The organism is Niveispirillum cyanobacteriorum (genome assembly GCF_002868735.1).
Classification (GTDB): domain Bacteria; phylum Pseudomonadota; class Alphaproteobacteria; order Azospirillales; family Azospirillaceae; genus Niveispirillum; species Niveispirillum cyanobacteriorum.
In genome coordinates, this window is record NZ_CP025613.1 from 326,034 (window position 1) to 338,973 (window position 12,940).

A 12,940-nucleotide genomic window follows, 5' to 3' on the forward strand; every position below is an offset into this window, starting at 1 on the left:
TGTGCGCGAGCATGCTCCGCGCATGCACTATCCATCTGATCCGCTGACTGACGGCGCTGTCGTCCGCGCGCATCGGAGGAGCGATGGATAGCAAGATTACGCCGATTGATCGGGCCGCCCTGGTCCGCGACTTGACCAACCTTGGTATCGTCCAGGGTGATCTGGTCATGGTTCATGCGTCGCTCAAGGCTGTAGGGCCTGTCATAGGTGGGCCGGCGCAGGTTGTTGAGGCATTGCTGGAAGCCATCGGTCCGGCCGGTACGCTTCTGGCCTTTGTCTCCTGGGACCGTTCGCCCTATGAGGAGACATTGAACGGTCGGACCTTGTCACCCCGGGAGCGGGAGGATTGGCCGGCCTTTGATCCAACGCGTGCCGGAACCTATCCGGGTTTCGGGATGCTCAATGCCTTCATTGCCAGCCACCCAAACGCCTATCGCAGCGCCCATCCCGATGCCTCAATGGCATCAATCGGTCGATTGGCCCCTATGCTTGTCACGGAACATGAGTTGGGTCAGGCCTATGGTCCCGGATCACCACTTGAAAGATTCGTCGCTGCGGCAGGATGCGTCCTGCTGCTTGGGGCGCCGCTGGATGCCGTAACCGTCCTTCACTATGCCGAGGCGGTGGCCCGAATTCCCGGCAAGCGGCGCGTCCGCTACGAGATGCCAATTCTCGATGCTGGCGGCCGTAAGGTTTGGGTGCCGGTCGATGATTTCGATTCCAACGGCATTCTGGATTGTTATGCGGTTCCGGGTCAGTCCGATGCTGTTGAACGGATCGCCCGCGACTATCTGGGGGAGAAACGGCACCGTACCGGTCGGATTGGCAATGCGGACAGCTACCTGCTTTCCGCGCCAGATCTGGTCCGGTATGGCATTGACTGGCTGGAGAGACGTCATCCTTCTGTATAAAATTGCTCCAAGATCGAATTGCCTGATAAAACAAGAGATCGTTGCAAATAATATAACCAAGTATGATGAGTTATAAAGAACACTAATCCACAAAATATTCAGTGAAAAATATATCTATATTTGACTGTACCGATGAGCGCCGCTTCAAATGCGATGCGTCCGATGCAAAAGCGGTGCAGAAACAGATACGGAGAAGAACAGTGATTGGGCTCAGTGATCGAAACACAGCATTTCGAAACCTTATGTTGGCAGGTGTGTGTGCTGCTTGCGTGACCACTGCCGGCGCGCAGGAACAGGCCGCCGGTGAACCGCTGCAGCTGGAGGAAATTGTTGTCACCGGTTCGCGCATCGCCCGGCAGGACTATGTCTCCACCAGCCCTGTGACAACGGTGAATGCGGAGGCGTTTCGCCAGACGGGTGCGCTGACGCCGGAGAACTTCCTGAACACATTGCCACAGGTCAGCCCGGATGTGTCCTCCGGCTCCAATAATCCCGACAATAACGGTCGTGCGAATCTCAATCTGCGCGGCCTTGGGGCCAACCGTAATCTGGTTCTGCTGAATGGCCGTCGCGTCATTCCGGGCGACAATACCGGCGCGGTCGACGTCAATATCATTCCGACCGCCCTTATCGACCGTGTCGAGGTTATTTCGGGGGGCGCGTCCGCCGTTTACGGGGCCGACGCGGTAGCCGGTGTCGTCAACTTCATTCTGAAGGACGATTTCGAAGGCGCTCTGGCCGATATGCAGTACACGATTTCCGAGAAGGGCGACGGCAAGGAGAAGAGCGCCTATGCGGTTCTGGGCGGCAATTTCGGGAATGGCCGCGGCAATGCCGTCCTCAATATCGGATGGGCGGAACGTGACGAGATCGGCAAGGGCGAGCGCGATTTCTCTGACCAGGCCGGGAGCACAACCAGCTACTATCCAAGCGGCAGCTATGTTGCTTCGGGATTGAATCTGCCCAGCCAGGCAGCAATCGACAGCGTCTTTGCGCGTTACAATGTGGGGGCGGGGAAGGTTGCCCGCAATGGCACCCTGTCGTTTAATCCGGATCGTTCGCTGTTTGCGGTTGGTAGTTCGTCTGCGGCCTATGACGTTCAGAACTACAAGGGTCCCGACAGCGATATCGCGCAGGCATTCTATCCGAACTTCTTCAGCTACAATTTCGAACCTCAGAACAAGCTTATCCTGCCCCTGGAAAGGACGAGCGCGTCAGGTTTTGCCAATTACGAGGTCAATGATTGGGTGGAGGCATATGGACAGTTCCTGTATGCCAATTACAGCGCGACATCGTCGCTGGCCTCCAGCCCTGCGCCGACCGGTACAAACTCGGTGGATGCTGGAGCGGGTGTCTTCTTCTCTGTTCCTGTCAGCAATCCCTTTATTCCGGCGGATCTTCGGCAGATTCTTGCCTCGCGCACCGGTGATGATCCGACGCTTGCCGGTGTTGGCGCTTCGGAGGATTTCCGGGCCCGCAAACGCTTCAATGTCTTGGGGCCGCGTGTTGCCGAGAGCCGGTTCGATGTGTATCAGGTGCTGGGCGGCTTCAAGGGCCGGCTTCCCAATGGCTGGCGCTGGGACGTGTACGGGGCCAGCGGCAAGACCAGCATGACCGAAATTCAGCGTGGCAATGTCTCAGTTTCCGCAGTTGAACGGCTACTGGATGCGCAGGACGGTGGTGCTTCCTTGTGCCAGGGCGGCTTCAATATGTTCGGCAGCAACGATCTGTCGGTCGAATGCCAGCAGTATGTCGGTCGAACGGCCAAGAACCTGGAAACCTATGAGCAGGAGGTCGTGGAAGGCAGCCTCTCCGGCGATCTCTTCGAACTGCCTGCTGGCAATGTCGGCTTTGCCATCGGTGCCCTCTATTATTCGAACCGCTTTGACTTTGAGCCGGACAGCCTGCTCTCCTCCGGTGACGTGGCGGGCTTCAGCGCCCAGAACCCGCTGCATGGTGCGATCGACAATACCGACGTTTACGCTGAGCTGCTGATCCCCTTGGTGAAGGATCTGCCATTGGCGCAGTCTGTCAACTTCACCGGGGGCTTCCGCTACTCCGATCACAGTTCGGCTGGAACCTTCCCATCTTACAAGGGTGAGATGGACTGGCAGATGATTGATCAACTGCGCATGCGCGGCAGTTATCAGCGTGCGGTACGGGCACCGAACATATTTGAACTGTTCTCCCCTCAGGATGAGGACAATCCCGAGGTCGATGATCCTTGCAGTGTCAACAGCGCGCTGCGCCGTGGGCCCAACGCGGCGCAGGTCCGCCAGCTTTGCATCCAGCAAGGTATTCCCGCTGCGGTCATTGACAGCTATACCCAGTTCAATGCCCAGATTGATGCGCTGGCCGGTGGCAATCCGAATCTGCACGAAGAGAAAGCGGACACCTACACCATCGGTGCCGTTATTACGTCGCCGTTCGACAATAGCCTGTTCGAACGGTTCACCATGTCGGTGGATTATTACAATATCAGCATCAAGGGGGCGATCGACAGCCTGTCCCCGGATACGATACTGGGCGCCTGCTTCAATGCCGACGGGACAAACCCGACCTATGATGTCAACAGTGCCAGTTGCCGCCGGTTCGGTCGTTCGGGTGTTGGCGACATTGTCGGGCTTCTACAGATTGCTGAGAATCTCGGTTCCATTAAAACCAGCGGTATCGACACGCAGCTGGATTGGGGAACCGAGTTGCCGAACGGGCTGGGCGATGTCAGCCTCAACACCATCGTCACCTGGGTTGACAGCTATCGCATTCAGGAACTGAAGGGCCAGCCGTTCCTGGAATATATCGGTTCCATCGGCGATGATCCCGGTGATGCCCTGCCTGAATGGAAGGCGGCCATTACCGGGACCTATGTCTATGGTCCGGCCATGGCTCAGATGCGGGCGCGCTATATCGGAGCCATGCGCAACGAGAATGTCGTTGTCGATCCAACCTCCACCGACGGGGGCGTACCTGCCACTTGGTACTTCGATGCCTCCGCCAGCTGGCAGGTTACCGAGGAACTGTCGATCCGTGGTGGTGTTAACAACCTGTTCGACAAAAAGCCCCGGCTCTACACCGACAGTGTTGACAGCAACACCGACCCGTCAACCTATCACGTGATCGGTCGACGTTTCTTCGTCGGTGCCAGCGTGAAGTTCTAAAAGCGATCTGCCTCTGTCTGAACTGTCATCTGGGGTGCCGCTTCATCGCGGCACCCCCTTTTTTGTTGCTGCGGCCCTCCAAAAAGCCAGTCCTTTCGTGCTGACAATCGTCGCCCTGTGTGCGACCGCGGGATGATCCCGCAGTTAAAAGTGATCCTGATAACGGGTTGCTGAACCCGTCCCATGTTCGGAGAGTTTTCAAGATGAGGATGCGTGCGACGTTCGAGGTCACGTTCGACGTAGCCGACTTCGTAGAGGCAGGGAGCCATGAGGTGTTTCTGCGCGAGGTTCGGGACTCGTTGGCGACGCGATTTGATGAGGTGGAGTTCAGTATCCGTGAGCGCCGCCCCCGGGCCGAACGCCTGAACGAGATTTCAGGTTCTCCGCCACGTGTGTCGACAGGCAGGGTGAAGCGATATGCCAGCTAATCGCAATGATAAGGGGGCTCGCCGCAGTCTGCCGCTCGAACTGTTGGAGAGGCTTCGGGACCTGGATCGGGATGTTTCCCTCAAGGAAGCGCTGGCCCTGCTCTATGTCGCCGAGAATGACGGTATCAGCCTGAGCGAACTTCGCTGGATAATGCGGGACACGCCATCCACGGTATCACGCATCATTTGCCGTTTGGGGGCTGGCCTGGACGGGAAGGCCGGGTTGTATCTCATTGAGCAAAGTACTTGGGCGCATGATGCCAGGGTAAGGTGCCTGCACCTTACCCAGACAGCACAACTGTTGCTGGATAGCGTCTGGCAGCAGGCAGGAGCCAGCCTCTGGTGGAACGGCAACGATAGGCCGCCCAAAGTCGCCGACCGTTCAGCAGGCTGACAGCGTTCCATGTCTTGCGCCCGTTCAGACGCAAGTGCCACGACCCTTGGTCAGAAGCGCAGGAAGGCCCCGAGATCGCGGGCCGTGCCACGCAGGACCGGCAGGATTGTTCCGACTAAGGCTTCGTGCGGATATCGGATGGCCGCCACACCCAGGGCGGCCTCCACCTTGTTACCGGGACCAAAGATAGGCACGGCGATGGAGGTCAGGCCTTCTTCGAACTCGCTATCGGAGATCGAATAGCCGGTGGTGCGCACCTGCTCCAGCACATCGTCCAATGCTGCGCGGTCGGTGACCGTGCGGCTGGTATGGGCAACCAGATCGGCACCCGCTAGATGACGTTCCAGTTCGTCTGCCGGCAGGTGCGCAAGAATGCACCGCCCCAGCGAGGTGCAATAGGCCGGAATCCGGCTTCCCACCGACAGGGACGCAGAAACCATGCGCCGGCTGGCAGAGCGGGCGACGAATGTCACATACCCTTCGTCCAGGACGGCTATGGAACAGCTCTCATTTACCTGATTGCCGATCCGGTCCAGCGTCTCCTGTGCCATCGTGGCCAGCGAGTTGGACGACAGGTAGGCCTGGCCAAGGGCCAGCGTCTTGGGCAGCAGTTGGAATGACCGCCCCTCTGACCGCACATAGCCCAGCTTCTCCAGCGTGTTCACCAGCCGCGCGACCGATCCGCGTGAAAGGCCGGTAATACGGCTGATGTCGGAAATGCTGAGATGCTTGCGGGAGCCGGCGAAGGCCAGCAGCACGTTCAGCCCACGGGCCAGCGACACAACGAAATTCGGATCATCCTCATAGGTCTCTTGCAGTTCCTCCGGGGTGTTCCCCGGCGTGGCCCCAGCCTGGCGACGTGCCATCCCTGTCTTCTCCTTGTCGTACGGCTGCCAACGCCGCCGTGCCCGAAAGTGTCGGACGCCGTCGGTGGCGTCAACTGCCGCTGCTGCCGATCCAGTCTTAGCTGAACTTTTCGTTTGACAACAGGTCTGGTGTGATCAATCATTCGCATATCGGACAAACGTCCGCGCAGCGGACAAAATAAAGTCAGCTCAACAAGCAAGGCGACAGGGGAGGAGCGGGTTTCGGGACATCAGGTCCCCGGCCGTCTCCATACGGATTTCTGGTTCTCGTTATCGCGTGCCAGCGGCGGTCCCCCGTCGCGGCATGCCCATCCATGGCCGCCCGGCGGGTTCAGCCCGCGACAGAGGCTTGGCCGGACAGCGAATAGGGGGTTTCTTTGTCCTACATCGGTACGGATATCGGCGGCACTTTCACGGACCTGGTCCTGTTGTCGGACGATGGCGACATCCGCATCTTCAAGGCGTTGACGACGCCGGAGGATCGGACCAAAGGCGTGTTGAACGCCATGAATCTGGCAGCGGAGGCGCTGGGGATCGCGCCGGCGGAACTGGTCGCCCGGCTGCAATATTTCTCCCACGGCACCACGGCTGCCACCAATGCCTTCATCGAGCGCAAGGGCGCACGGACCGGTTTACTGACCACCCGCGGGTTCGAGGATACGCTGCGCATCCAGCGTGCGATGGGTGGCTGGGTCGGCATGGCGGCGCATGAAATCTCGCATTTCTCCGTCCGCCGTTTACCCGATCCCATAGTCCCCCGCGCCCTGACCGAAGGGATCGTGGAGCGCGTGGATTACAAGGGCGAGATCATCGTCCCGCTGGATGAAGATGCGGCCCGCGCCAGCATCCGCAAACTGGTGGCTGATGGCGTGGAATCCATCGCCATCAGCCTGCTCTGGTCCTTCCGCAACATGGCGCACGAACGCCGCTTGGCGGAACTGGTGGCGGAGGAAGCGCCCGGCGTCTTCGTCACCACCTCATCCTCGCTGGTGCCTATCATCGGTGAGTATGAACGGGCATCGACGACTGCTATCAACGCCTATCTGGGTCCCGTCATTCATCGCTATATCAATGGCTTGGAGCGTGCGATCCGCGGACACGGGTTCGAGGGGCCCATCTCAATCATGGAATCCGGCGGCGGCGTCCTGCCGGCATCGGAGGCGGCCTTCCAGGCGGCGAACCTGCTGACCTCGGGTCCCGCCGGCGGCGTGCTGGCGTCGCAGAAGCTGGGAGAACTGCTGGGCTTCCCCAATGTGCTGACGGCGGACATGGGCGGTACCAGCTTCGACGTGGGCCTGATCGTCAACGGCCAGCCGCTGCTGGAGACGGTGCGTGAGGAAGGGCGGTTCCATGTCGCCCTGCCATCGATCAAGGTCACGGCCATCGGTGCCGGTGGCGGGTCCATCGCCCGTGTCTGCGACGGTCACATGACGGTCGGTCCGGAGAGTGCGGGCTCCACCCCAGGTCCCGCCTGCTACGGTCGTGGCGGCGTTGAGCCGACCATCACCGACGCCGACGTGGTGCTGGGCATCATCGATCCCAAGTACTTCCTGGGCGGCAAGATGCGGCTGGATGTCGAGGCGGCGCACAAGGCGGTGCGCGAGCATGTGGCCGAACCGCTGGGCATGGGTGTGGCCGAAGCCGCCTCCGGTATTCGCGAGGTGGCCAACAACCAGATGGCCGATCTGCTGCGCCGCGTCACCCTGCGCGCCGGTTATGATCCGCGCGATTTCGTGCTGATGGCCTATGGCGGGGCGGGTGCCACCCATGCCCACCAGTTCGCCGAAGCCGCCGGCATCGCCACCATCATCGTCCCCAATACCGGCCCGGCCCATTCCGCCTATGGCACCGTCACCGGCGACCGCCATCGGTCCTTCTCGCTCGCCATCGGCCAGCATGCCCCGGCCCGGTTTCGCCGTGCGTCCGACCATGTCGATATCGCCAAGATCAATGACAGCCTGAACGGTCTGGCCGCCCGCTGTGTCGAGGCGCTGGGCGATGGTGTGACGATCAAGCGCTTCATCGGCATGCGCTTCCGCCAACAGGTACACGAGATCAGCGTGGCCGTGCCCGATGGTGCCCTGGATGCCGCCGGCATCGACGCCCTGGTCGACCGGTTCGAGGAACAGTATGAGCGGGTCTATGGCAAGAACACGGCCCTGCGCATTTCCGGCGTGGAATTCTCGGTGGTCCGGGTCGAAGGCACGTCGCCGGTGATCAAGCCGGTGCCGCGTAAGGTCGATGGCAGCAACCGCACCAACAAGCCCATCGATGCCCGGGAGGTATATTTCTACGGCAAGGGATTCCTGACCGCCGCCATCTACCGCAGCGAGGATATCGGCCCCGGCCAGCCTGTTGCCGGCCCCTGCATCATTGAGCGCCCGGACACCACCATCGTCGTCGGCCCCGCCCAGACAGCGGAGATGGAGCCCTACGGCAACATCATTATCCGCACGTCGCAGACCGTCTGACATCCAATTATTGGGGACCAAACCCATGGACGTTGTTTTCAATTACGAAACCCAGGATGTCGACCCGATCACCTTCGAGGTGATCCGCCACCGGCTCCTGTCCATCACCGACGAGCAGGCAGCTACCCTGGCCGCCGTTTCCGGCTCCACCCTGGTGAACGAGGCGACGGACTTCAATACCGGCCTCTACCGCGCCTTTGGCGAAGTGGTGACCATGGGTCGCACCGTTACTTTCCATGCCGCATCGCTGTCCTTGATGGTTAAGCATGTGATCGAGGATTGCGCGGAGAACCCGGGCATCAATCCCGGCGACATGTTCATCGTGAATCATCCACACAAGGGGGCGCTGCACTGCCCCGATATCGGCATCCTGGCCCCGATCTTCGTGGGTGATAAGCGCATCGGCTGGACCGGGGCGTGCGCTCATCAGTTGGATGTCGGCGGCATGGTGCCGGGCAGCTTCGCCTCCATGGCCAAGGATATCCGACAGGAAGGCATCCTGATCCCGCCCGTGAAGCTGGTGGACCGAGGCGAACTGCGCGCTGACGTCCTGAACTTCATCACCGGCATGTCGCGCCTGCCCATCAATGTCAGCCTGGACCTGAAGGGCCTGATGGCCGCCTGCAATACCGGCGTGAAGGGCGTGCTGGATACGGTGGCCAAGTATGGGGTCGACACGGTCCTGACCGTCATGGACGGAATGATGGACCTGTCGGAAGCCAAGATGCGCAAGCGCCTGCATGAACTGCCTGACGGCGTGTTCCGTGCCCAGGCCTTCCTGGACCATGACGGGTTCGAGAACAAGATCTACAAGATCCATGTCGAGCTGCGTAAACAGGGCGACCGCATCACCTTCGACTATACCGGTTCCGACGATCAGGCGCCGGGCTTCGTGAATGCCACCCGCACCGGTCTGCTGGCCGGCATCTATGCCGGCATCCTGCCGCTGATCGCCTTCGATCTGCCCTGGAATGACGGGCTGCTGCGCCCGCTGGAAGTGCTGTCGCGTGAAGGCTCCGTCGTCTCCTGCAAGTTCCCCGCTCCCTGCTCACAAGGGCCTCTGGGTGCCATGTGGCTGGTTGAGGTGACGACGACGGAGGCGATGTCCAAGCTGCTGGCCAGCCATCCAGACTATGTACGCGAGGCGCAGGCCGCCCCGGCCAGCGGCCCTGACCTGTTCCATATCCATGGCAAGAACCAATATGGCGAGCCGGCGACCGCGCCCATCCTGGAGGTGATGCTGTCGGGCGGCGGCGCCTATGCCCATCGCGACGGCATCACCGTGTCGGGCCAGCGCAACATCACCGCTGGTCGCGCGCCGAACGTGGAGGCGACGGAGCTTAAGCTGCCCGTGCTCTATATGTACCGGCGCATCATCACCGACAGTTCCGGTCCTGGTCGCAATGCCGGCGGACAGGCGGCGGGGGCGGCGTTCGTCCTGCATGATGTGCACGAGGTGGAATCCCTGGTCGCCTGCCATGGCTATCAATCGCCGACCTCTCGCGGGCTGTTCGGCGGCTATCCCAGCGGTTGCAACCATCGCCGTCTGCTGCGCAATTCTAACATCCGCGATTTGATGCAAGGCGGGGTGTTCCCCGACAGCATGAACGGGCTGGTGGGGGAAGAGACAACCTTCACCGCAAAGCCGCCGGAATTCGAATTTGCCCATGACGATGTGTATGAGTGCAACCCGACCGCCGGTGGCGGCTGGGGCGACCCGATCGGACGCGAGCCGGAACTGGTGGCCCGTGATGTGATGGGTGGCGCCTTCTCCGTCGCTTCAGCGGAACGCATCTTCGGCGTTGTCGTCACCGCATCGGGTACTGTTGACGAGGCGGCAACGGCGGCCCGCCGCGACGCCATCCGTCAGGACCGCCTGTCCTGGCCCGTGACCCGCCGGTTGCAACATGCACCGCACGTTCATGGCAACGCCGAAGCCGTGGCCATCGTTGGCGATGTCGCCCGTATCCTGAAACTCACCGATGGCCGCAGCTACTTTGTCTGCAATTGCGGCCATGTCATCGCGCCGGCTGATGAGAATTGGAAGGACTATGCCGCCCATGCCCCGGCAACGGCAGAGGATCTTGGCCCCCGCGTCCGTATCCATGCTGATCTGGAGGTGGTGCGCCATGCCTGTCCCGGCTGCGGCACGCTCTTGGATGTGGAGGTGAAGCGGCGCGGCGAGGACAGCCTGTTCGATATCGAAATCGCAGCTTGAGGGGAGGGGTGATGAGCCATCCGACTTACCCCGTCACCGCCCGCTGGGTGACTTTCCCCAATGGCGGCGACCTGATCCGGGGCTATCTGGCAGAGCCTGAGGGCACAGGCCCCTGGGGAGCCATTGTCACGGCCCCGGAAAATCTGGGCGTTACCGAGCATCGTCAGGCGGAGACACGCCGTCTGGCCGCCGAGGGCTTCGTGGTCCTGTCCGTCGATCCCTACAGCCGGATCGGCGGTCGCCCGCCCCAGGATTACACCACACCGGAGGAACGCCGCAGCAAGGCGTTCCTGGCCGCCAAGGATGAGACGGCGGTTCCCGACATGCAGGCCGGGTTCGACTTCTTGGCGGGCCTGCCCAATATCGATCCGGCCCGTATCGGCACCCTGGGTTACTGCCTGGGCGGCGGCACCTCGCTGGCCTGGGCGGCGCGTCCCAACAAGCTGGCCTGCGCTGTCATCCTCTACGCCCTGCCCATCCTGCCGGCTGCCTATTCCCCGGACGGCAAGGAACGCTCCCGCCTGACCCTGGCGCCGAACATACAGTGCCCGTTGCAATTGCATTTCGGCACGAATGACGAAGCGATACCCCTGGAGCAGACCGAAGCGCTGCGGGCGGCACTGCTGGCGCAGAGCCCCCAGCCGGTGGATTTCCACCTCTATGAGGGGGCGCGTCACGCCTACATGGACAGCACCCTGGAACGCTACTCACCGGAGGCGGCGGCACTGACCTTTCAGCGCTTCGTCGCCTTCTTCCACCAGCATCTGGGATAAGCGCCATGAGCCTGTGGACGCAAATGCTGGGCGGGGAGGTCGGGTTCGTCATGGCGGGTGGCCTTCGCACCCGCTATGTCCGGCTGGGTCAAGGGGTGCCACTACTGCTGCTGCATGGCCGCGGCGGGCACCTGGAGACCTTTGCCCGCAATATCGGCCCGCTGTCAGCTCACTTCACTGTCTATGCCGTCGATCTGGCAGGACATGGGCTGACGGCACCCTTCGATGGGGACTACACAATCGAACGGCTGGCCGCTCATGTTGCCGATACCATGGACGCGCTGGACCTGACCCGCACCCATGTCGTGGGCCAAAGCCTGGGCGGCTGGGCGGCGGCCTGGTTGGCCCTAAACCGACCCGAGCGGTTCAACCGGTTGGTGCTGATCGAACCGGCGGGATTGCAGGCCGAGGCCGAACGGCTGGCCGATCCCAAGATCGCCCAGGCCTATAAGGCGGGTGGGGAGGCATTCGATAAGCCGACCTTGGAGGCCGTGCGCAAGCGGTTGTCGGGCCTGCTGGCCGATCCGGACAGCGTGGATCCGGAAATCCTGGCTACCCGCCTGGCACTGTACCAGCCGGACGCCGCCCGTGCGGTGCATCTGAAGGTGCGCCAGGCCGACAATGGCCCCTTCCTGCTGACGCCGGAACGGCTTTCCGGCCTGTCGGTGCCGACCCTGTTCATTCGGGGGGAGGGGGGAAATACGGCTGCCGGGATCATGGCCCAGGCGGTAGCGGCTTGCCCCGATGCGCGGCTGGTCACGGTCGAGGGTGCCCGGCAATGGCCGCAATATGAACAGGCCGACAGGACTAATGAACTGATCGGCGACTTTTTGAAGAACGGGAGAGAATGATGTCCTTCTGGACCGATGCCCTTGGGGCACAAGTCAAATATTACGATGCCGGCGGCTGGCGCACCCGCGTGCTCGAAGCAGGCGAAGGTACCCCGGTGATCATGATGCACGGCCTGTCGGGCCATGCCGAGGGCTTCATCCGCAATGTCGTGCCGATTTCCCAGGCCGGTTTCCGCGCCATCTCCATGGACGCCATCGGCCATGGATTGAGCGCCAAGCCGCTTGACGTCACCTATCACGCGCCCTTGTTCGTGGAGCATCTGAAGCGTTTCATGGACGCCATCGGGGCGGAGAAGGCGCATCTGGTGGGACAGTCGCTGGGCGGCTGGACGGCCTTCAATTTCGCCCAGGCCTATCCCGACCGCGTCGCCTCCCTGATCTCCATCACCGGGGCCGGCTTCCTGCTCAGCGACGCCGAAAGCCAGGCGGAAAGTGCGCGCATCCACCAGCAGGTGAAGAACGTCACCAAGAAGGCCAGCGAGGCACCGACGCGCGACAAGGTCAAGGAACGGCTGCAATGGCTGATGTGGGATAAGTCAGTGGCCACTGACGAGCTGGTCGATACCCGCTTCCATTTCTTCATGTTGCCTGACAGTCGCGCCGCCATGCCCAAGATGGTGGAGGAACAGCCGGGCGAGGAGAACCGGAAGTATCTCCTGGACGAGGCTCAACTGGCCAAGCTGGACATCCGCACCAAGATCATCTGGAGCGACCATAACCCCACCACACCCTGGACGGTGGCCAAGAAGGTCTCCGAGATCATGCCCAATGCCGACTTCTCCCTGGTGGAGAGTGCCGGTCACTGGCCGCAGTTCGAGCAGGCCGACGCCGTCAACCGTTTGGTCATCGACTTCTTGAAGGGGTGAGGGA

At 61.6% G+C, this 12,940-nt stretch carries 9 protein-coding genes; 8 read left to right on the top strand and 1 reads right to left on the bottom strand.

What is annotated here, in order from left to right; all coding sequences use genetic code 11:
- Positions 1 to 83: 83 nt before the first annotated feature.
- The 3 genes from aac(3) (at position 84) to C0V82_RS22355 (ending at position 4,891) form a co-directional block, all read left to right on the top strand.
- Complete coding sequence (gene aac(3) / locus C0V82_RS22340; RefSeq protein ID WP_102114653.1) at positions 84 to 911, top strand: aminoglycoside 3-N-acetyltransferase; 828 nt, start codon at positions 84 to 86, stop codon at positions 909 to 911.
- Positions 912 to 1,180: 269 nt separating this feature from the next.
- Positions 1,181 to 4,069, top strand: coding sequence for a TonB-dependent receptor domain-containing protein (locus C0V82_RS22345; RefSeq protein WP_158660152.1), 2,889 nt, complete (start codon positions 1,181 to 1,183; stop codon positions 4,067 to 4,069).
- Between the two features lie 417 nt (positions 4,070 to 4,486).
- A complete protein-coding gene (locus C0V82_RS22355; RefSeq protein WP_102114656.1) occupies positions 4,487 to 4,891 on the top strand; it encodes a helix-turn-helix domain-containing protein in 405 nt (134 codons plus the stop codon).
- 50 nt (positions 4,892 to 4,941) lie between these two features.
- Here the strand turns inward: C0V82_RS22355 and C0V82_RS22360 are convergent, their stop codons facing one another.
- Complete coding sequence (locus C0V82_RS22360; protein ID WP_102114657.1) at positions 4,942 to 5,757, bottom strand: IclR family transcriptional regulator domain-containing protein; 816 nt, start codon at positions 5,755 to 5,757, stop codon at positions 4,942 to 4,944.
- A gap of 377 nt (positions 5,758 to 6,134) precedes the next feature.
- On the opposite strand from C0V82_RS22360, the gene C0V82_RS22365 reads away from it, so the two are divergent.
- From C0V82_RS22365 to C0V82_RS22385, 5 genes are read left to right on the top strand one after another with little or no spacing between them, the layout of a single operon-like run.
- Positions 6,135 to 8,228, top strand: a complete 2,094-nt coding sequence (locus tag C0V82_RS22365; RefSeq protein ID WP_102114658.1) for a hydantoinase/oxoprolinase family protein — start codon at positions 6,135 to 6,137, stop codon at positions 8,226 to 8,228.
- Positions 8,229 to 8,253: 25 nt separating this feature from the next.
- Positions 8,254 to 10,446 carry a hydantoinase B/oxoprolinase family protein gene (locus tag C0V82_RS22370; RefSeq protein WP_102114659.1) on the top strand — a complete coding sequence of 731 codons (2,193 nt, stop codon included), beginning with the start codon at positions 8,254 to 8,256 and terminating at the stop codon, positions 10,444 to 10,446.
- An 11-nt stretch (positions 10,447 to 10,457) separates the two neighbouring features.
- Entirely contained in the window at positions 10,458 to 11,219 is a 762-nt protein-coding gene (locus C0V82_RS22375) for a dienelactone hydrolase family protein (RefSeq protein WP_102114660.1), read from the top strand.
- Positions 11,220 to 11,224: 5 nt separating this feature from the next.
- Positions 11,225 to 12,070 carry an alpha/beta fold hydrolase gene (locus C0V82_RS22380; protein ID WP_102114661.1) on the top strand — a complete coding sequence of 282 codons (846 nt, stop codon included), beginning with the start codon at positions 11,225 to 11,227 and terminating at the stop codon, positions 12,068 to 12,070.
- A complete protein-coding gene (locus tag C0V82_RS22385) occupies positions 12,067 to 12,936 on the top strand; it encodes an alpha/beta fold hydrolase (protein ID WP_102114662.1) in 870 nt (289 codons plus the stop codon). The genes C0V82_RS22380 and C0V82_RS22385 overlap by 4 nt, the downstream gene beginning before the upstream one ends.
- The last annotated feature ends 4 nt before the right edge of the window (positions 12,937 to 12,940 follow it).

Excerpts from the sequence above, each read along its gene's own strand:
- C0V82_RS22370 (WP_102114659.1), top strand. The coding sequence starts at position 8,254 with ATGGACGTTGTTTTCAATTACGAAACCCAGGATGTCGACCCGATCACC.
- C0V82_RS22360 (WP_102114657.1), bottom strand. The coding sequence starts at position 5,757 with ATGGCACGTCGCCAGGCTGGGGCCACGCCGGGGAACACCCCGGAGGAA.
- C0V82_RS22355 (WP_102114656.1), top strand. The coding sequence starts at position 4,487 with ATGCCAGCTAATCGCAATGATAAGGGGGCTCGCCGCAGTCTGCCGCTC.
- C0V82_RS22380 (WP_102114661.1), top strand. The coding sequence starts at position 11,225 with ATGAGCCTGTGGACGCAAATGCTGGGCGGGGAGGTCGGGTTCGTCATG.
- C0V82_RS22385 (WP_102114662.1), top strand. The coding sequence starts at position 12,067 with ATGATGTCCTTCTGGACCGATGCCCTTGGGGCACAAGTCAAATATTAC.
- C0V82_RS22375 (WP_102114660.1), top strand. The coding sequence starts at position 10,458 with ATGAGCCATCCGACTTACCCCGTCACCGCCCGCTGGGTGACTTTCCCC.